The organism is Xanthobacteraceae bacterium, from assembly GCA_019454205.1.
Taxonomy (GTDB): Bacteria; Pseudomonadota; Alphaproteobacteria; order Rhizobiales; family Xanthobacteraceae.
On the sequence record CP075369.1, the window covers coordinates 387254 to 407614 of the forward strand.

The window sequence follows — 20361 nt, forward strand, 5'->3', positions numbered from 1 at the left end:
GTCCTCATTGCGCGCGCCCCTGATCGGTGCTTGGAAAATACGCGCAAAATTATTCACTTGGGATCATTCTAAATATGTTCGGCTTGGCTGGAGTGGTGCGGCCACGCCGAACACTGCGCGCGTTGCGTTACGCCTTTCCGTATCCGCCCGCTGTCGGCGTGATGATGATGACCGCTTCTCCGGCTTCCAGCACGGTTTGGTCGCAGCCTTTGAGTTTTTCTTCCTTGCCGCTCAGGCGGCGGACCCGGTTTTCGCCGACATGTCCGCTCTCGCCGCCCGAAAGTCCGAACGGTGGGACGCGCCGGTGCCCCGACAGGATTGCGCAGTCCATCTTTTCGCGGAAGCGTACGCGGCGATAGATGCCGTCGCCCGCGTGCCATTTGCCGCGCCCGCCGGAGTTTTTCCTGATGTGGAAATCTTCGAGCACGACAGGGAAACGAAATTCGAGCACCTCCGGATCGGTGAGGCGCGTATTGGTCATGTGCGTATGCACGGCGTCAGTGCCGTTGAAGCCCGGACCCGCGGGCGAGCCGGAGCAGATTGTCTCGTAATACTGATAATTGTCGTTGCCGTAGGTGAGGTTGTTCATCGTACCTTGTGCACAGGAAAGCGCACCGAGCGCGCCGAACAGGCAGTTGGTCACCGCCTGCGAGGTCTCGACGTTACCTGCAACCACGGCCGCCGGATATTCCGGCGAGAGCATCGAGCGGTCCGGCACCACGATATTGATGGGGCGCAGGCAGCCAGCGTTCATCGGAATGTCGTCGTCCACCATCACGCGGAAAACATAGAGCACGGCTGCGCGCGTAACCGGCGCGGGCGCATTGAAGTTGGTGTTCTGCTGCGGGCTGGTGCCGGTGAAATCGACGGTCGCCTCGCGCTTCTTCTTGTCGACCGAAATCTTCACCTTGATGAAGGTGCCCTGATCCATCTCGTATGAGAATTCGGAATCATGCAGGCGGTCGAGCACGCGGCGCACGGATTCGGCGGCGTTGTCCTGCACGTGGCCCATATAGGCTTTCACTACCGGCAAGCTGAATTGCGCGATCATCTTGCGCAGCTCGCGCACGCCCTTTTCGTTGGCGGCGATTTGCGCCTTCAGGTCGTTGACGTTCTGTAGCGGATTGCGCGCCGGATATTTCGCGCCGCGCAGCAGCGCGTAAAGCTCTTTCTCGCGGAAGCGCCCGCGATCGACCAGTTTGAAGTTGTCGATATAGACGCCTTCCTCGTCGATGTGGGTCGCAAGCGGCGACATCGAGCCGGGAGCAACACCGCCGACATCGGCGTGATGGCCGCGCGACGCAACCCAGAACAGGATGTTCTTTCCCTTCTCGTCGAAAACCGGCGTGCAGACGGTGATGTCGGGCAGATGCGTGCCGCCGTTATAGGGCGCGTTCAGCGCGTAGACGTCGCCGGGTTTGATCTTGCTTTTATTCGCGCGAATGACGGTTTCGACCGAACGGTCCATCGAGCCGAGATGCACCGGCATGTGGGGCGCGTTGGCGACGAGAGATCCCTTCGCATCGAACACGGCACAGGAAAAATCGAGCCGCTCCTTGATGTTCACGGAATAGGCGGTGTTCTGGAGCGTGACGCCCATCTGTTCCGCGATGGACATAAAGAGGTTGTTGAAGACTTCCAGCAGCACCGGATCGGCGGTGGTGCCGATTGGATGCTTGCGCGCCAGCGCCTTGGTGCGCGTCAATACGAGATGGTCTTTCGGCGTTAGCTTCGCCTGCCAGCCGTCTTCGACCACGACCGTCTGGTTCGGCTCGATCAGCAGCGCCGGGCCTTTGACGACATGGCCGGGTTTGAGCTGGTCGCGCGTGTAAACGGCGGCATTCTGGAATTTTCTGCGCGAGAAAAACTTTGTTTTGCGGCGTGGGGCAGGGAGTTTCGCGCGCGACGCTTTGGCCGCACGCTCGGAAAACTTCGCGCCGCCGCCGATGGCCTCCACCGAAACCGCCTCGACCACGATCTCCTTGTCACGATCCATGAAGCCGAAACGCGCCTTGTGCGCAGTCTCGAAATCGCGCTGCATTTTCCTGATCGTGCCGGCTACGACCTCCAGCGGCGTATCGGTCCCGGCGTAGCGCAAATGTGCGCGGACGATGACTTTGATTTGCTTCGAAGCAACGCCCTGCGAAGCGACCTCGCGCTTTACTTCATCGCCGAGCTTCCTGCCGATTTTGTTCACGGCCGCGAGCGCTTTTGCGCTCAGCGACTCTTCCAGCGCCTGCGTGCGTGTGGCGCGGATATCGGCGAGGCCCATACCGTAGGCCGAGAGCAGGCCGGAGAGCGGATGAATCACGACGCTTTTCATGCCGAGCGCATCGGCGACGAGACAGGCATGCTGTCCGCCCGCACCGCCGAAGCAGTTCAAAGCGTATCGCGTCACGTCATAGCCGCGCGCGACCGAGATTTTCTTGATCGCGTTGGCCATGTTCTCGACCGCGATGGTGATGAAGCCGTCCGCGATTTCTTCCGGCTTCTTGCCGCCGCCGACTTGCTTCGCAAGTTCGGCGAACGCCTCGCGCACGGTCGCGGCGTCGATGGCTTCGTTGTTGTTCTTGCCGAAGATTTTCGGGAAGAAATCCGGAATGAGCTTGCCCGCCATCACGTTCGCATCGGTAACGGCGAGCGGGCCGTCGCGGCGGTAGCATTTCGGTCCGGGATCGGCGCCTGCGGAATCCGGCCCGACGCGGAAGCGCGAGCCGTCGAAATGCAAAATCGAGCCGCCGCCGGCCGCAACCGTATGAATCTGCATCATGGGCGCACGCATGCGAACGCCCGCGACTTCGGTTTCGAACGCGCGCTCATACTCGCCGTCGAAGTGCGAGACATCCGTTGAAGTCCCGCCCATGTCGAAGCCGATCAGCCGCTTGAAACCGGCACTTTCGCCGGTCTGCGCCATGCCGACTACGCCGCCCGCGGGACCGGAGAGGATGGCATCCTTGCCCTGAAACAAATCGGCCGCGGTAAGCCCGCCCGACGACATCATGAACATCAGCCGCGCGCCGGAGTTCTTTGCGTCCAGTTCCTTGCTCACGCGCGTGACGTAGCGCGCGAGAATGGGCGAGAGGTAAGCATCGACAACAGTAGTGTCGCCGCGTCCGACCAGCTTGATCAGCGGTGAAGTTTCGTGGCTGACCGAAACCTGCGCGAAGCGCATCTCTCGCGCGATTTTCGCAGCCAGCTGTTCGTGCGCCGGATAGCGATAGGCGTGCATGAACACGATCGCGACTGCGTTGATGCCGTCGCGCTGCGCGGCTTCCAGCGCCGCGCGGATTTCCTTTTCGTCCGGTTTCTGCTCGACGGTGCCGTCCGCGAGAATGCGCTCGGAGATTTCGGAAACGCGCTCATAGAGCATTTCCGGCTTGATGATTTCCTTCGCGAAAATCTTTGGCCGCGCCTGGTAGCCGATCTTCAACGCGTCGCGGAAACCCTTGGTGATGAGGAGCAGCGTGCGGTCGCCCTTGCGCTCCAGCAGCGCATTGGTCGCGACCGTGGTGCCCATTTTCACGGCACCGATCATGCCGCGCGGGATGGCCGCGCCTTTTGCGAGGCCGAGGCATTCGCGAATGCCTTGCACCGCAGCATCGGCATAGGCGGGGGACTCCGACAGAAGTTTCTTCGCGATCAGCTTTCCCGACGGCGGCCTTGCGACGACATCGGTGAAGGTTCCGCCGCGGTCGATCCAGAAATCCCAGGAACCGTTCTTCGCCGGTGCAGGTTTTTTCGCCATCGCGCTCTCCCGTCGCCTACAAATAAATCGCCGACGATTTATTGACAAATTATTTGTTGCGAATACGCTTCCTTCTAGGGATTTTTGCGTAAGGGGCGCGGATGGCCAAGACGATGCGTGTCGTGGCGAGCGGAACGGGCAGGGCGGAAGCCTCGCTCGGCCCCATCGTTTCGTCGGCGCATCTCGCGGCGGGTGCGATGCCTTCGCTTTCCGAACTCGAGTTCGGTCTGATTTTATTGGGTCATGCTTTCGAGCGTTGGATGGTGCGCTGCGTTGCCGCCGCCGGCTTGCCGGACGTGAATCCGATGGAAGTGCTGGTGCTGCATGCGGTTGCGCACCGCAATCGTCCCAAGCGTCTCGCCGACATTTGCCTCGTGCTCTCCATCGAGGACACGCATCTCGTCACCTATGCCGTGAAGAAGCTCGAAGCGGCGGGGCTGCTGGTTGCGGGCCGCAAGGGCAACGAAAAAACCGTCTCGCTTTCCGCAAAAGGCGAGACGATCGTGAAGAAGTACGGAAAAATCCGCGAAGCGCTTCTTGTCGCGCCGGTGAAGGCAACCGGCGCCGACGAAAAACGCCTGAGCGAAATCGCCGGATTGATGCGCGCGCTTTCCGGCCACTACGATCAGGCCGCGCGTGCGGCAGCCAGCTTGTAGCCGCGAAGGAGCTTGAACGCTCCGTCTCGGCTGCTAGCCTGTTCGTTAAAGAAGCGGGGAGGCGCTTGTGCCATCCCCCCAAGGGAGAGTGTAGATGAAAAAACTGACCGCGTTGTTCGCGGGCGTGGCGCTGGCGGCCTCCGCCGGTACCGCCTTCGCGCAGACGAAATGGGACATGCCGACGCCTTACGGTGACGGAAACTTCCACACGAAAAACATCGTACAGTTCGCCGCTGACGTTGATAAAGCGACCGGCGGCAAGCTGAAGATCCAGGTTCATTCCAACGGCTCGCTGATCAAGCATCCCGAGATCAAGTCTTCCATCCGCCGCGGCGTCGCGCCGATCGGTGAGGTGCTGATCTCGAACCACCAGAACGAAAGCCCGATTTACGGCGTAGACTCGGTGCCTTTCCTCGCCACCAGCTACTCCGATGCGCGCCGCCTCTACGAAGCGCAAAAGCCTTTCCTCGAGAAGAAGCTGGCGGAAGAAGGCCTGGTTTTGCTGTTCTCGGTGCCGTGGCCGCCGCAGGGCATCTACGCCAAGAAAGAACTGAAGACCATCGACGACCTGAAGGGTCTGAAGTTCCGAACCTATAACACCGCAACCCAGCGTATCGCGCAGCTTGCGGGTGCCATCCCGACACAGATCGAAGTGCCGGACATCCCGACCGCCTTCGCGCAGAATCGCGTGGAAGCCATGATCACGTCGCCTTCGACCGGCGTCGATACCAAGGCGTGGGATTATCTTTCGCATTTCCACGATACGCAGGCATGGTTGCCGCGCAACGTCGTGATCGTTTCCAAGGCCGCGCTCGATGCGCTGCCGGCCGACGTCAAGGCTGCCTTGCTCAAGGCGGCGAAGGAAGCAGAAGATCGTGGCTGGAAAGCCTCTGAAATTGAAACGACCGAAAAAACCAAAGCGTTGTCGGATAACAAGGTCACGGTCGTAAAGCCTTCGGACGCGTTGAAGGCGGGCTTCAACAAGATCGGCGAAACCATGACCGCAGACTGGCAAAAAGCAGCCGGTGACGACGGCAAGGCTATTCTCGACAAGTTCAAGAAGAAATAGCCAAAGGACAAACCTCTCCCTCCAAAAAAGGGAGAGGTTTTCGTTTTGCGAGTTTGAACATGCGAAAGTTGCTGGACCGATTTTATCTTCTCATGCTGGGCGTTGCCGCGGCTTGTCTGGCTGTGATTTTTGCTTTGGTAATTGCACAGGTAATCGGACGGATATTCGATTCCACGCTCGTTATTTTCAATTATCCGCCGTACGGATTTCTGATTCCGTCGCTGGCCGAAATCTCGGGTTATCTTTTCGCCGCCGCCAGTTTTCTCGCGCTTGCCGCAACCCTCAAGCGCGGCGCGCACATCCGCGTGACGATGCTGGTAGGTTCTGTGCAGCCGCGGATGCGCAAGATATTCGAGCTTTGGGCGCTCGCGGCTTGCCTCGCGATTGCGGCCTACGCAACCTGGTCGCTGGTCGCGCTCGCATATTCTTCCTTCAAGTTCGGCGACGTGTCGTCGGGCCTGTTTCCGATCAAATATTGGATTCCGCAGAGCGCGATGGCGCTGGGCCTGGCCGCTTTCTGCATCGCGCTGCTCGACGAACTCGTGCTGACATGGCGCCGCGGTCGGCCTTCCTTCGTCGAAGCCGAAAGCGCAATCACGATGGGGCAGGAATAGACCATGGGCTTCGTCGAATGGACTGCGCTACTGGTCCTTTTGCTCTTTGCGATTCTTGCCTCCAGCGTCTGGATCGCAGTGGCGCTTGGTGCGATCGGCTTCGTCGCGATGAAAATCCTGTCCAGCGCACCTGCCGGGGCCTCGCTTTCGACCTCGCTCTGGCAATCGCTGAACGGCTGGGACCTTATCGCGCTGCCAATGTTCATCTGGATGGGAGAGATATTATTTCGCACGCGCCTTGCGGAAGATCTTTTCGCGGGGCTGGCGCCCTGGGTGCGCCGGCTGCCTGGCCGCCTGCTGCATGTGAACATTCTCGGCTGCGCGGTGTTCGCCGCGGTGTCGGGATCGTCGGCTGCAACCTGCGCAACCATTGGACGGATTACGCTCCCCGAATTGCAGAAGCGCGGCTACGACGAGCGTATGACCATCGGTACGCTGGCGGGATCGGGAACGCTCGGGCTGTTGATTCCACCTTCGATCATCATGATCGTCTATGGCGCTGCAACCGACCAGTCGATCGCGCGGTTGTTCATCGCTGGCGTGATTCCCGGCATCATGCTGGCCTTTCTGTTCATGGGTTTTGTAATGGTGTGGGCGCTGCTGAACAGCGACCGCATGCCAGCCCAGGAGCCGCGTATTCCATGGCGGGAGCGCATCCGGCCGACGCTGGGTCTCGTCCCCGTGACTCTGTTGATCCTCGGCGTGATCGGTTCGATCTACGGCGGATTGGCATCGGCGACCGAAGCCGCGGTCGTCGGGGTCGCCCTCTCGCTGCTGTTCGCGGCACTCAGCGGCCAGTTGAGTTTCGAAACCTTCTTCAGCGGGTTAAGCGGGGCCACGGTCACGTCGTGCATGATCGCGGCGATCCTCGCGGGTGCTGCGTTCCTGACGACGGCGATGGGCTTTACCGGAATTCCGCGCGCCCTCGCGGAATGGGTTTCATCGCTGGGTTTGAGCAAGTGGCAGCTTCTGCTCGCGCTCACGATTTTCTTCATCGTGCTTGGCTGCTTTCTTGATGGCATCTCTATGGTCGTGCTGACCACGTCGGTCATCATGCCGCTCGTCGAGAAGGCGAGCTTCGACCTTATATGGTTCGGCGTCTACATCGTGCTGGTGGTCGAGATGGCGCAGATCACGCCGCCGGTCGGCTTTAACCTGTTCGTATTGCAGGGGATGACGCGGCGTTCGATCTTCGCAATCGGAGCCTACGCATTCCCGTTGTTCCTGCTGATGTGCGTAGCCGTCGTGCTTATTGCCGCGTTCCCGCAACTGGTGTTGTGGTTGCCGTCCACGATGCTCGACGTGAACAGGTAGCAGGAGCTGCACATGGAATACGTCCGCTTCGGCTCGACCGGCATGAAGGTATCGCGGCTGTGTCTCGGCTGCATGACCTACGGCGCGAAGTCGTGGCGCGAATGGGTATTGAACGAAGACGACGCGAAGCCGTTCTTCAAGGCGGCGTTCGATGCCGGCATCAATTTCTTCGACACGGCGGACATGTATTCGCAGGGCGCCAGCGAGGAAATCGTCGGCCGCGCGATGAAGGAATATGCCGCGCGCCGCGAGGAAGTGGTGGTCGCGACCAAGGTCTTCAACACGATGGGCAAGGCACCGAACCTGAAAGGGTTGTCGCGCAAGCACATCATGGAAGGCGTCGACGCTTCGTTGAAGCGCCTGAAGATGGATTACATCGATCTCTACATCATCCATAGATTCGACTACGAAACGGAAATCGAGGAAACCATCGAAGCCCTTTCCGATGTAGTGAAGGCGGGCAAGGCGCTCTATCTCGGCGCGTCCTCCATGTGGTCGTGGCAGTTCGCGAAGATGCTGACCATGCAGAAGGAGCGCGGTCTCGCGCGCTTCGTCTCCATGCAAAACTATTACAACCTGATCTATCGCGAGGAGGAGCGGGAGATGCTTCCCCTCTGCAAGGACCAGAACATCGCGGTGACGCCGTGGTCGCCGATCGCGCGCGGTTTTCTCGCAGGCTCGATGCCGTCGCAGGGCGAACGCACCGTGCGCGGCAACACCGACGACTATTCGAAGCACCTCGGCATTGGCGCAACCGACACCGACCACGAAATCGCCGAGCGCGTGCGCGTCGTCGCCGAGAAGCTCGGCGTTTCGCGCGCGGCGGTTGCGATTGCATGGACGCTCGCGAGTCCGCTCGTGACCTCTCCCATCATCGGCGCTTCCAAGCCGCATCACTTGCCGGATGCGCTCAAAGCGCTTGAGATCAAGCTGGACGCCGAGACAAAGAAATATCTCGAAGAGCCGTATCGTACGCGGCAGCCCGCGGGCCATGCATAGCGCGTGCAGCTACTTCGTCGTGTAGCCGCCGTTGACGAGGATGGTCTGTCCCGTCATCCACCAGCCGTCCGAGACAAGAAACCGGATGAACGGCACGATGTCGGCGATGTCGGTCAGGCCGGTCTTGGTGAATTTCGAGAGCGCCGCCGCAGTCTTGTGATAGGCCACTGCATCCGCGCCTTCGGCCGGATAGAAGAACGGCGTATCCATCGGACCCGGACCGATCGCGCTCACCGAAATGCCGCGGTCGCCGAACTCTTTCGCAGCGGCGCGCGTGAAATGCTCGACGGGGGCCTTCATGCCGGCATAGGTCGAATAGAACGGCGTGAACGCGCCGAGCAGTGACGTGACGACCGTGCAGACTTTGCCGTTGTCATTCAGGTTCTTGCCCGCTTCCTTCAGGAAGAAGAACGCCGACTTCGCGTTGATCGCGGACATGTCGTCGAACTCGGCTTCTGAAACATCGACCATCGGCTTTTTCAGAACCTTGCCCACCGTATTGATCGCAACGTCGGGCTTGCCGAAAGCGAGCACGGTTTCGGCAAAGAGTTTTTCGTTTCCCGCGGCGGAGCGGAGATCGGCCTGAAACGTTGCCGCCTTCGCCCCCGCGGCTTCCACCGCCGCAGCGGTTTTTGCCGCGTCATCTTTTGCCGATGCGCTGTGATAGTGGATCATCACTGCCTTAGCGCCGTGCCCCGCGAGATCGCGCGCGAGCAAACCACCGAGGTTCTTCGCGCCGCCAGCTATGAGAACCGTCTTGCCGCCGATGTCGTGCGTTGCCATGCGCAGTTCCTTTCGCGATGAAGATTTCGTTTTGTGCGGGCAGAATACAGGTTATGGTTTCTGGATAAACGCACTTATTTTGGAATTACTGTTCGGATTATTCGAACAATCAGGATCAGCCTTGGACCGCATCGAGCGCTTCCGTGTCTTCGTCCGCGTAACCGACTGCGCGAGTTTCAGCCGCGCTGCCGAAAGCCTCGGCCTGCCGCGTTCGACCGTGTCCGCTGCAATTCAGGACATCGAAGCGCTTGTCGGCGCCACGCTGCTCCATCGCACCACGCGCAAGGTCATCCCGACGCCGGAAGGCCTCGAATTCTACGATCGCTGCGTTCGCCTGATCGCGGATTTCGAGGAAACGCAATCGGCGTTCCGGAAAGGGGAGAGCGCGGTTCGCGGCAAGTTGCGGGTCAGCGTGCCGGGCCGGATCGGCCGCCTCGTCATTGCGCCCGCGTTGCCGGAATTTCTCGCGCGCTATCCTGAAATAGAAATTTCTTTCGGCGCGACCGACCGCATGGTCAACCTGGTCGAGGACGCGATCGACTGCGCGGTGCGCGTCGGCACGATCGCGGACAATAATGTCGCCGTGCATCCGTTCGGCGAACTGCGGCTGATCAATGTGGCAAGCCCGGCCTATTTGCGCCGCTACGGTACGCCGCGAAAACCGGCCGATCTGGTCCGTCATGTCGCCGTCAGTTACGAAACATTGGGCAGCGTAGTCGCGCCGTGGGAATGGACCGAGCGCGGTCATGTGCGCACGCGCACCATGCGCAGCCATGTCACGGTCAACAATGCGGAAGCCTATATCGCCTGTAGTCTCGCGGGCCTCGGGCTGATCCAGATTCCCGCCTATGACGTGAAGGCGCATATCGCTTCCGGCGAACTGGTCGCGGTGATGAAAGGCTATTGCGCCGAGCCGATGCCGCTCGTGATCGTCTATCCGAAGGGAAGGAGGATATCGCGAAGGGTACAGGCTTTCGCGGAATGGGCGGAAAGCCTGTTGAAGCGCGAACTGTTCGCGCCGGATCGCACCAAAGCCCGCGCGGGCCATCACAAACCGCCGCTTCGCTAAAATTTTAAGCGATGCATTCCGCGCGGGTTTACCGGGCCGCGCTAGTCTCGCGCCTTCGCAAAGGATCGGGATTTGCTCCGCTCGCTTTCCTTCAAGGGTATTTGTGTCGCCTGCGCGCTCTACGCGCTTTGCGCCTTCGCGATCGAGTCCATCGACGGCAACCTCAATCTCGCGGCGCTGAAACCGCTGTTCACGGGCGAAGCGAAAAACGCAGTGATCCCGCAACGTGGCGACGAGGGATGGATCGTGGGCTTCCGCATGGCCGGCCTCGGCCTGCTGATTCTCGTGTTCACCGGCATGTTCGTCTACCTGTCCTTGCAGGCATTCATCCCCGTCACGATCAGCGCATTGCTGTTGACGCTGGTGCTGCCGCGGCTGGGCCGCTCGTCGGTGCCCTGGTTCGCGCTCGGCGGGCTGGTCTGCGGCGCGCTCATCTGCGGACTAGTCACCTGGCAGGGCCGTCAACTGAACTGGCAGACCGCCGCTTTCATTCTGGCCTATGGCAGTGTGGGGATGGTGCTTTACCGGCTGGTGGCGGGCGCGCCCAAGCGCGCAAGCGCCTGATTCCCAACCCGATTTTCCCCCGCCTGAAAGCGATTTCTTGACTCGGAGCGGCGCGCTTGGCTATCTGCGCGGCGCTGGCACTCTAATTCAGCGAGTGCCATAGCCATTTCCGCGCGTCCGCGCGGCAGCCCCGAAATCGCGTGAGGAACACCCGATGAAAAAATTCCGTCCCCTCCATGACCGCGTGGTCGTCAAGCGCATCGACGCCGACCAGAAGACCAAGAGCGGCATCATCATTCCCGACAGTGCGCAGGAAAAGCCGTCCGAAGGCGAAGTGATCGCCGTGGGTCCGGGCGGGCGCGACGAAAGCGGCAAGCTCGTTCCGATCGACGTGAAGGTCGGCGACCGCATCCTGTTCAGCAAGTGGTCCGGAACGGAAGTGAAGATCGACGGTACCGAACTCCTGATCATGAAGGAGTCGGACATCATGGGCATCATCGGCAAGTAAGCGCCGCGCAGGAGAAATAAAATGGCTGCCAAGGAAGTACGCTTCTCGACCGAAGCGCGCGACAAGATGTTGCGCGGCGTTGATATTCTCGCCAATGCCGTGAAGGTGACGCTCGGCCCGAAGGGCCGCAACGTCGTGCTCGACAAATCGTTCGGCGCGCCGCGCATCACCAAGGACGGCGTCACCGTCGCCAAGGAAATCGAACTTGAGGACAAGTTCGAGAACATGGGCGCGCAGATGCTGCGCGAAGTGGCGTCGAAGACCAACGACCTCGCCGGCGACGGCACCACGACCGCGACCGTTCTCGCCCAATCGATTGTCCGCGAAGGCGCGAAGTCGGTTGCCGCCGGCATGAACCCGATGGACCTCAAGCGTGGCATCGATCTCGCCGTCGCCAAGGTCGTCGATGACATCACCAAGAACGCGCGCGGCGTGAAATCCTCAAAGGAAGTCGCGCAGGTCGGCACCATCTCGGCCAACGGCGACGAAACCATCGGCTCGATGATCGCCGAGGCCATGCAGCGCGTCGGCAACGAAGGCGTGATCACGGTCGAGGAAGCCAAGTCGCTGGAGACCGACGTCGATATCGTCGAGGGCATGCAGTTCGACCGCGGTTACATCTCGCCGTACTTCGTCACCAACGCCGACAAGATGACGGCCGAGCTGAACGATCCCTACATCCTAGTGTTCGAGAAGAAGCTCTCGACGCTCCAGTCGATGCTGCCCGTGCTCGAGGCGGTGGTGCAGTCGGGCAAGCCGCTGCTCATCATCGCGGAAGACGTGGAAGGCGAGGCGCTCGCGACCCTCGTCGTGAACCGTCTGCGCGGCGGCCTGAAGGTCGCTGCTGTGAAGGCACCGGGCTTCGGCGACCGCCGCAAGGCGATGCTGGAAGACATCGCGATCCTGACCAACGGCCAGATGATCGCAGAAGACCTCGGCATCAAGCTGGAGAACGTCACGCTCCAGATGCTCGGCCGCGCCAAGAAGGTGATGATCGAGAAGGAAAAGACCACCATCGTCGACGGCACCGGCAAGAAGAAAGACATCGAAGCCCGTGTCGCCCAGATCAAGCAGCAGATCGAGGAAACCACCTCGGACTACGACAAGGAAAAGCTGCAAGAGCGCCTCGCCAAGCTCGCGGGCGGCGTGGCCGTCATCCGCGTCGGCGGCGCGACCGAAATCGAAGTGAAGGAAAAGCGCGACCGCGTCGACGACGCGCTGAATGCGACCCGCGCCGCGGTGCAGGAAGGCATCGTGCCGGGCGGCGGCGTTGCATTGCTTCGTTCCAAGAAGGCCGTCGGCCGTCTCAAGGATGATAACGAAGACGTGCAGGCCGGCATCAACATCGTGCTGAAAGCGCTGGAAGCGCCGATCCGCCAGATCGCGGAAAACGCCGGTGTCGAAGGCTCCATCGTGGTCGGCAAGATCACGGACCAAAACGAGCCGGACTACGGCTTCGATGCGCAGAACGAGAAGTACGGCGACATGTTCCGCGCCGGCATCATCGACCCGGCGAAGGTCGTGCGCACTGCCTTGCAGGACGCCGCTTCCATCGCGGGCCTGCTGATCACGACCGAAGCCATGATCGCCGAACTGCCGAAGAAGGAAGGCCCCGCCGCTCCGGCAATGCCGGGCGGTGGAATGGACTTCTGATTTCTGACGATCCATTCAGTTTGGACAGAAGGGCGCGGGAAACCGCGCCCTTTCTTTTTGTTTTGCCGAGGATGTGAACGCCTGCGCAGCGCGGGGCGCTTGCCGTAAGACTCGCTCCGTCGTTAGCTTCGTGGCAACGGAGAATATTCTCATGCATTTCCGCGCGATCGCTTTTGCCGCTACCGCCATCTGTTTTTCCATCTTGCCGGCTGCCGCGCAGGAGAATGTCTATCTGCGTCCCTTTTTCAGCTTCGACGGTCCGGGTCCGGCACCGATGATCGACCTGATCATCAAGGAGCAGCGCCGCGGTCGCGAGCTTGTTTCCGCGACTGCCGATTTCTGTATTCCCGCAGGCGGCAAGGTCGAGCGCGTTGTCCTCGATCTGAAACCGGATGGCGACAGGCTGGAAGGCTCCGGCGTATCGCAGGGTTCGCGCACGCGCGTCGCGCTGAAATTGATCCGCGCCTTGAAGGAAGACCGCACATCTTATGCGGGCACGTTCTTCTCCGGGCTGAAGGAATACGCGGTGTCTACCGACAACGCGAACCTGACCAGCGAGGAAGCGTTCCGGCAGGAAACGCCGAACGGCCCGGAGCTACTGGAAGAACCGGACAATTTCCTGCTGGCTTCGCCGCAGACGCTGGCGGTGCGCATCAAATTCGGCACGTTGCCGGAATGGATCAAGCTGCTGCGCGGCCACAACTTCACGGTCGACCTGCAACCCGCGGACATGGAGCTTCGGGTGTGCAGCGAATTGCGCGCGGGCTACCAGACATTCCGCGTTTCCTTCCCGCCGGAGCAGTTACAGGCGGCGATGGCCAAGCTGAAAGCGATGCCGATGGTGCTTGCGGTCGGCTATGCGGGTTCCGACTTCTATCGCGCGACGATCCGCGTGCCGGGAAAAGACTGGACCGTGAAGGGGAAACCGAACCGCGATCTGCTGAAAACGCGATTGGAGCGCGCCGCCACGAAAGCGTTCGGCGCAACGCTGGTTACGAGCGAGTGGGATAAGACGACCGGTGAACTGGTGCTGCAACTCAAGCGGCCTTCCCTAAAATTCCGTGAACTCGGTTTTACCGATGTAATTCCTGTTCGTTTCCTGGTCTCTCCCGAACGCCCGAAAGAATCCGAGAACCTTTTGATCTGGCTCGCTGATACGACCGGACAACTCGTGGACGAAAATCCCGGCCCCCGCGTCGGCATTTCGCGGCTTTATTTTTATGCCGGGCCGCCGGAAGGATTGCCGCTCGAACTGGACGAAGCGGGCATCGCGATCGCACGCGAGCTCAAGGGCCAGATATGGAACATGGAGAAGTCGGTTTGGGAGTAAGGTTCTCGTGAACTGGTGGTGTTACCTTACCCGTATGGCGTTTCGCCCGGCGCATCACGCAACTGTTAGGCGCTGCAAGATTGTAAGCGATAAACCAGGGTGATTAGCTTCTTTCGTGCCGCAATATTGCGGCTGGGGGATCCGCCATGAAACTCGGTCTGGCTATTGCCGCTTTAGTCATTGTCATCCTTGCGATTTTTATTCCTGTCTACGGAATTGTGCTTACTGCGCTCGCGCTCATCCTCGCGACCGTGAGCGCGCTTATGGGCGAGCGCGCAATCACGATCGCAACTACCGTGGTTGCGTTCGTCTCGGTGATATTCCTTAGCCCTGTAATCTGGGTCGCGGTTCATGCAGCCGAAAGCTCGAGCGTGCGTTATGTTGCTTATGTGCTCGCGCTGGCGTTTCTGTTCGCACCAATCGTCGGCATGATCATCGACTCGAAGAAAAGCCAGAAGGCCACAGGTTAACTGTACGCCCAGGAAATCACAGGCGTCATCCGGCGCCTGTGATTACCAGCCGATCTTCTTCGGCAGCCACAGTGCCAGCGCGGGCAACATGAATATGATGAAGGTCGCCAGCACCTGCATGGCTACAAACGGAATGATCCCTCGGTAGATATCGCTGGTTTTCACTTCCGGTGGCGCCACGCCGCGCAGGAAGAACAGCGCCCAGCCGAACGGCGGCGTCAGGAAGGACGTCTGCAACATCACGCATATCAGCGTCGCGATCCATATCAGGTCGAGGCCGTGCGCCTGCATGATCGGCAGGAACAAAGGCACTGCGATGTAGCAAATCTCGATCCATTCGATGAAGAATCCGAGAATGAAGATGATGAACAGCATGAACCAGATTTCGGCGGCGACCCCGCCCGGCAGCCATTTGAAAGCGTCTTCCACCAGCTTCTCGCCGCCGAGACCACGGAAAGCGATGGCGAAAATCTGCGCGCAGATGAGAATGAACATCATCATCGCGGTGATCTTCGTCGTGGATTCGATTGTCTCGCGCAGTACCTTGAAGTTGAGACGGCCCCCGATCGCAGTGACGAGAATCGAACCGAGCGCACCCATCGACGCCGCTTCCGTTGGTGCGGCGATGCCGGCGATGATCGATCCCAGCACCGCGCCGACCAGCGCGACCGGCGGCAACGCCACGCGCGCAAGTTTGGCCCATAGTTGAACGCGCGACATTGCCTGCCGCTCCGCGAGCGGCACCGCCGGAACGCTGTCCGGCCGGAAGATACCGAGGGCGAGAATGTAAATGATATAGATCGCTGCGAGCAGCAATCCGGGAATGACTGCCGCCGCGAACAGCGTGCCAACCGACTCGTTCAGGATGTCCGCCAGCAGAATGAGGATGAGGCTGGGCGGAATGATCTGACCGAGGGTGCCTGAGGCGCAGATCATGCCGCTGGCAAGGCCCTTGTCGTAACCGCGCCGGAGCAGCGCGGGTAGCGTGAGCAGACCGAGCGTCACCACCGTCGCGCCGACAATGCCGGTGGTCGCGCCCATGACCACGCCGACCAGAATGATGCCGATGCCCAGTCCGCCGCGAAGGTTTCCCGCAAGGTGGCCGACGACTTCCATCAGGTCTTCCGCGAGTTTTGATTTCTCCAGCATCACGCCCATGAAAACGAAAAGCGGAATCGCGATCAGGGTGTAACTGGTGACGGAGCCGAAGATGCGCCCGGGAACGAGGTTGAACAGCAGCGGTCCGAAGCCGATGTAGCCGAACACAAATCCGGAAACCGCCAGCGTAAGTCCGACCGGAAGGCCGAGCATGAGCAAAACAAAGAACGAACCCAGCATGCTGAGCGCGAGTATCTCATTGCCGGTCATTTCTGATCTTTCAGGTTATTCAGCTTGATCCAGAATCTAATGGCATCCGCGAGCGATTGCAGCGCGAACAACGCGAAGCCAAATGGAATGAACGCCTTCAGAATGTAGCGATAGGGAATGCCGCCGGGGTTAGCCGAGTCTTCGCCGTTATTCCACGATTGCAGGACATAAGGCAGCGAAAGCTGGATCACGATCAGGCAGACGATGACAGATAGCAGCGAAGTTACGATGTCGCCGATGAGTTGCCAGCGTTCGCTGTATTTCGAGAAGAAAATATCGACGCGCACATGTTCGCCGTGCCGTAGCGCATACGACATGCCGAGCAGGGAAATCGGCACCAGCAGATGCCATTCCAGCTCCTGTGCCCAAACCGAGCCGGTCGAGAACAGGTAGCGAAGCAGCACGTTCGATGCCATCACGAGGACGAGCGCAAAGCTCGTCCACGCGGCGACCATGCCGAACCTGTCGATGAAGGTGTCGATCGCGCCTGCGATCGACGCGAAGGCCTTCATGGTCTAGCCGAGCACTTTCGTGTGATAGACGCCCTCGCTGAGCGCGGTCCACGATTTGTACTTCGCAAGATAGGCGAAATAGCTGTCGTTGACCTTCTTCACGAGCGGGTCTTTCGCTACTGCTTCGGCAATTACTTCTTCAGTGCCTTTGCGCAGCGCTGCGACCACGGAATCCGGCAACGGCTGCGCGATCACGCCCTGATTCTTCACCAGATCCTCGAATGCTTCCGCATTTTTTTTCTGGCACCACGCTTCGCTGATAACATTGCAAGCCGCGCAAGCGTTCTCGACAACCGCTTTCAGGTCTGCAGGTAGTTTATCCCATGCGTCTTTGTTGATCGCGACTTCGGAAACCGTCGCCGTCTCATGCCAGCCGGTCGTGTAGTAATATTTCGCGACCTTTTGCAGCCCCAGTTGCCGGTCGAGATAGGGACCGACGAATTCGGCGGCGTCGATCACGCCGCGTTCCAGCGCGGGGAAGATTTCGCCGCCGGGCAACAGGCGTACGTCAACACCGAGTTTCTGGTAGACGCGGCCGGCGAGGCCGGGAATGCGCATCTTCAGGCCTTTGAGATCGTCCACCGACTTGATCTCCTTGCGGAACCAGCCGGTCATCTGCACGCCGGTATTGCCGCATACGAGCGGAACGAGTTTGAATTTGTCGTAAACCTCCTGATAGAGCGCCATGCCGCCGCCGTCATAGAGCCAGCCGTTGATGCCCTGAAAGTTGAGACCGAACGGAACTGCGGTGAAATACTGCGCGGCAAAACTTTTCCCGGTCCAGAAATAGGCATTGCCATAGTTCATTTCGACCGTGCCGGCAGAGGCCGCGTCGAAACCTTCCATCGCCGGTACCAGTTCGCCCGCGCCATAGAATTGAATCTTCAGACGTCCGCCGGACATCGCTTCGATACGCTTACACAGGTCGGTCGCGCTGCCCGGACCGACCGAATAGAACGCAGCCTTCGGACCGTATGCGCTAGTCATCTTCCAGTTGAACGTTGTTTGCGCGCGCACGACGACGGGCGCAGCGATGGTGGCGGCAGTAGCGGTGAGGGCGAGTTTCGTGAAGTCGCGGCGGCGCATGACAATCTCCATTCGTGCGCGCGGCTCGGACACCGCGCAGCAGCTTTCACGTGTGGAGAAAGAGCAAGCGACGTGCCATCGAATATTGAATCGAAGAATTTACACATTGCGAAGCCGCGCAACGAAATCTCGTAGCGCCGCTTGCTTACGGCGCGGTCAGATCGGCGCACGAATGCTCAAACCGAATCCAGAAATCCTGTTGAGATTTGAATGATTTGCGCGTCTACAAGCAGTTCGCTGCAACGATGCAGGGCTAAAACCAGCTTGCCGGCCATTTTCCTTCGTGATCGACGAAGCGGTTTTCAATGCCGTGCCAGATATAGGCGAGAGCTGTCAGCACAATCACGCCCGCCAATACAGGCACGAACAGGAAGCTCCATGGCAACGACGCCGTGACGATGATGAGCGGATTGATGCCCGCGGGCGGATGCATGGTGCGGGTCAGATGCATTGCTATGATGGCCAAACCAACCGCGAGAGCCGCCGCAAGCGTGCTGGAGCCAAACGCTGTCAGCACCAAAAGTCCGGTTATCGTTGAAATCAGATGACCGCCAATCAGCGCACGCGGCTGTCCCGGCAGCGCGTCGGGGAGTGCGATCACGTTCACGACGGAAGTCGCAAAAGGAACGAGGGCGATCGGCAGGTGGCCCATCTCCGCGAGAAACATCATCGCATAGATGCCGATAGCCCCGCCGAGCGCACGCCAGGCATAGGTCTTCCAGTTAGCCTTTATGTTCTCAAGAAGTTCCGGCTTCTCCGGCAAGCGTGGCTCCTGCTTCTTTCATCGCGACGTGAAACTGCTCGCTGGCAAGCAAGGAATATTCCTCTTGGCGGCGTTCGATCAAAATGTCGCGGGAGCGCAGCACATCGTCAATATGACCGGGATGGCACATGATGACGCCGCCATCGGTAATTTCAGCAACAAAGCGCGCGAACAGACCGGCGAAGGAATCCGTGCCGCCATAGTTGTAGGCGCCCGAAAACGAGGGGTTCGTCTTGATTCCATGGCGCCCGGCCAGCTTTGCAAAGGCAATGCTGAGCGCGCCGATCAGACGGGTCTTGTTGTCGGCGCGGAGCAGCTTGCTCTTTTGCAGCGGCGCGCATTGCCGGACCCATGCTTTCGGCGCGAGTTTTGCGACCGTTTCCAAAAGCGGTTTGCGCACGCCTGGCAGCAGCTGAACGTGGTGGTGCCCGTCGATGTAATCCGGCGCGCGGCCGAAGGCACGTTTGAACGCCTCGATCTGCGCTTCGACTTCTGCGGCGACTGCGGCCCGCACGATCCGGAACCGCGACAGCGGGGAATATAACACCGCCATCGGCGGCAGCATGCCGTCGCGCGTCGGCATCGGTGCTGACACCAGCGGCTTGAAGCCGCCGCTCAGTGTTACATGCAATCCGATCTGGACCGGCGCTGGCGAAGGCGTGACGGCGAGGCGTTTCGCTTCTTCCGCAAGATCGGGAAATACCGTCATCGCCGAAGTGGCATTCAGGCGGCCTAGCGCAATCAGTTCGCGGATTGCCTGCGAGACGCCGGGCGCAAGACCATAATCGTCCGCGCACAGAACGATGCGCTTCACTCGGCGGCCTCGCGCGGAGATTTCTCTTGCACCGGCTTCTCACCGGCTTCGCGTGTTTCGTGTTCCGCGACGAAATAGGAAGGACGGCGCTTCAACTCGGAGAGAATCTTGGCGATGTATTCGCCGATCACGCCGAGTACGAGCAACTGCACGCCGCCGATCACCATGATGCCTACGATCACCGAGGGATAACCCGGCACGTTCTTGCCGAGGATGAGCGTCTCCGCCAGAATCCATAGCCCGAACAGAAACGCGGTGCCCGAAAGCAGCAATCCGAGCAGGCTGGCGATGCGCAGCGGTGCGGCCGAGAACGCGGTGATGCCTTCGATCGAGAGGCCGAGCAGGGCGCGCATATTCCAGTTAGTCACGCCATGCGCGCGCGGGGCAGGTTCGTAGGGCACGCGCACCTGCTTGAATCCGATCCAGCTCGACAAGCCTTTGAAGAAGCGATTGCGTTCCGGAAGTTTGCGCAGCGCCTCGACCGCGCGCGGCGAGAGCAGGCGAAAATCGCCCGCGTCTTCGGGGATCGGCGCGCGCGCATTGAAGTTCAGCACGCCATAGAAAAGTTTCGCGAACAGACGGCGGAGCAGCGGCTCGTTATCGCGGTTCGCCTTGGCGGTATACACCACGTCGTAGCCGTCAACGCGCCAGAGCGCGACCAGCTTCTCCGCCAGTTCCGGCGGATGCTGGCCGTCGCCATCCATAAACATCACCGCGCCGAGCCGCGCAACGTCGAGGCCGGCGAGCAAGGCCGCTTCTTTCCCGAAATTCCGCGATAGCGAAACCGTCTGCACGCTCGCACTGGACGCGGGCAACCCGCGCGCGACCGCGAGCGTGTTGTCGCGGCTGCCGTCGTCCACATAGACGACCTCGGTTTTCAGGCCATGGGCCGCAGCCAGCCGCGCGCACATCTCCATTAGCTTGCCATGCAAGACGGGCAGGCCTGTGGCTTCGTTGAACAGCGGGACGACGATGGATAGCCCGTCGCGCGGGTGCTGTAGGGTTTCGGCGGTCATGGCAGTCTTCCTTCCCGCTTCGTTCCTAGCGCACCCGTAAAAATGGGTAAAACGCCATCGCTCCGCAAGGTAACCGTGCTAGGAAGCG

At 60.3% G+C, this 20361-nt stretch carries 19 protein-coding genes; 11 read left to right on the forward strand and 8 right to left on the reverse strand.

Annotation, left to right across the window (positions count from 1 at the left end):
* Positions 1–127 precede the first annotated feature (127 nt).
* A complete protein-coding gene (locus tag KF794_01855) occupies positions 128–3745 on the reverse strand; it encodes a hydantoinase B/oxoprolinase family protein (GenBank protein ID QYK45479.1) in 3618 nt (1205 codons plus the stop codon).
* 113 nt (positions 3746–3858) lie between these two features.
* On the opposite strand from KF794_01855, the gene KF794_01860 reads away from it, so the two are divergent.
* The 5 genes from KF794_01860 to KF794_01880 all read left to right on the forward strand — a co-directional run bounded on the left by KF794_01860 (position 3859) and on the right by KF794_01880 (position 8397).
* Positions 3859–4401: a winged helix DNA-binding protein gene (locus KF794_01860; GenBank protein ID QYK46549.1), complete on the forward strand. Its 543-nt coding sequence runs from the start codon at positions 3859–3861 to the stop codon at positions 4399–4401.
* A gap of 94 nt (positions 4402–4495) precedes the next feature.
* The gene (locus KF794_01865) at positions 4496–5470 is read left to right on the forward strand and encodes a TRAP transporter substrate-binding protein (GenBank protein ID QYK45480.1); all 975 of its coding nucleotides are present in this window, start codon (positions 4496–4498) and stop codon (positions 5468–5470) included.
* 59 nt (positions 5471–5529) lie between these two features.
* Positions 5530–6084, forward strand: coding sequence for a TRAP transporter small permease subunit (locus KF794_01870; GenBank protein QYK45481.1), 555 nt, complete (start codon positions 5530–5532; stop codon positions 6082–6084).
* Between the two features lie 3 nt (positions 6085–6087).
* The gene (locus tag KF794_01875; GenBank protein ID QYK45482.1) at positions 6088–7398 is read left to right on the forward strand and encodes a TRAP transporter large permease subunit; all 1311 of its coding nucleotides are present in this window, start codon (positions 6088–6090) and stop codon (positions 7396–7398) included.
* A gap of 12 nt (positions 7399–7410) precedes the next feature.
* Positions 7411–8397: an aldo/keto reductase gene (locus tag KF794_01880; GenBank protein QYK45483.1), complete on the forward strand. Its 987-nt coding sequence runs from the start codon at positions 7411–7413 to the stop codon at positions 8395–8397.
* Positions 8398–8406: 9 nt separating this feature from the next.
* On the opposite strand, the gene KF794_01885 is transcribed toward KF794_01880, so the two are convergent.
* The gene (locus KF794_01885) at positions 8407–9180 is read right to left on the reverse strand and encodes an SDR family oxidoreductase (GenBank protein QYK45484.1); all 774 of its coding nucleotides are present in this window, start codon (positions 9178–9180) and stop codon (positions 8407–8409) included.
* A 121-nt stretch (positions 9181–9301) separates the two neighbouring features.
* On the opposite strand from KF794_01885, the gene KF794_01890 reads away from it, so the two are divergent.
* From KF794_01890 to KF794_01915, 6 genes are all read left to right on the forward strand, one after another.
* A complete protein-coding gene (locus KF794_01890; protein QYK45485.1) occupies positions 9302–10249 on the forward strand; it encodes a LysR family transcriptional regulator in 948 nt (315 codons plus the stop codon).
* Between the two features lie 72 nt (positions 10250–10321).
* Complete coding sequence (locus KF794_01895) at positions 10322–10813, forward strand: hypothetical protein (protein ID QYK45486.1); 492 nt, start codon at positions 10322–10324, stop codon at positions 10811–10813.
* Positions 10814–10967: 154 nt separating this feature from the next.
* On the forward strand, positions 10968–11261 hold the full coding sequence (gene groES, locus KF794_01900; GenBank protein QYK45487.1) for a co-chaperone GroES: 294 nt from the start codon (positions 10968–10970) through the stop codon (positions 11259–11261).
* 21 nt (positions 11262–11282) lie between these two features.
* Complete coding sequence (groL, locus tag KF794_01905; GenBank protein QYK45488.1) at positions 11283–12914, forward strand: chaperonin GroEL; 1632 nt, start codon at positions 11283–11285, stop codon at positions 12912–12914.
* A 151-nt stretch (positions 12915–13065) separates the two neighbouring features.
* Positions 13066–14244 (forward strand): hypothetical protein, encoded by a 1179-nt coding sequence (locus KF794_01910; protein QYK45489.1) that lies wholly within the window; start codon positions 13066–13068, stop codon positions 14242–14244.
* A 146-nt stretch (positions 14245–14390) separates the two neighbouring features.
* Positions 14391–14714: a hypothetical protein gene (locus KF794_01915; GenBank protein ID QYK45490.1), complete on the forward strand. Its 324-nt coding sequence runs from the start codon at positions 14391–14393 to the stop codon at positions 14712–14714.
* A gap of 42 nt (positions 14715–14756) precedes the next feature.
* Here KF794_01915 and KF794_01920 read toward each other — a convergent pair whose 3' ends face one another.
* The 6 genes from KF794_01920 to KF794_01945 all read right to left on the reverse strand — a co-directional run bounded on the left by KF794_01920 (position 14757) and on the right by KF794_01945 (position 20273).
* Complete coding sequence (locus KF794_01920; protein QYK45491.1) at positions 14757–16082, reverse strand: TRAP transporter large permease subunit; 1326 nt, start codon at positions 16080–16082, stop codon at positions 14757–14759.
* Positions 16079–16594, reverse strand: coding sequence for a TRAP transporter small permease subunit (locus KF794_01925; GenBank protein QYK45492.1), 516 nt, complete (start codon positions 16592–16594; stop codon positions 16079–16081). The genes KF794_01920 and KF794_01925 overlap by 4 nt, the downstream gene beginning before the upstream one ends.
* A gap of 3 nt (positions 16595–16597) precedes the next feature.
* A complete protein-coding gene (locus KF794_01930) occupies positions 16598–17680 on the reverse strand; it encodes a TRAP transporter substrate-binding protein (protein ID QYK45493.1) in 1083 nt (360 codons plus the stop codon).
* Positions 17681–17933: 253 nt separating this feature from the next.
* Positions 17934–18443 (reverse strand): HPP family protein, encoded by a 510-nt coding sequence (locus tag KF794_01935; GenBank protein ID QYK45494.1) that lies wholly within the window; start codon positions 18441–18443, stop codon positions 17934–17936.
* The gene (locus KF794_01940; protein QYK45495.1) at positions 18418–19257 is read right to left on the reverse strand and encodes a ChbG/HpnK family deacetylase; all 840 of its coding nucleotides are present in this window, start codon (positions 19255–19257) and stop codon (positions 18418–18420) included. The genes KF794_01935 and KF794_01940 overlap by 26 nt, the downstream gene beginning before the upstream one ends.
* Positions 19254–20273 (reverse strand): glycosyltransferase family 2 protein, encoded by a 1020-nt coding sequence (locus KF794_01945; protein QYK45496.1) that lies wholly within the window; start codon positions 20271–20273, stop codon positions 19254–19256. The genes KF794_01940 and KF794_01945 overlap by 4 nt, the downstream gene beginning before the upstream one ends.
* Between the last annotated feature and the right edge of the window lie 88 nt (positions 20274–20361).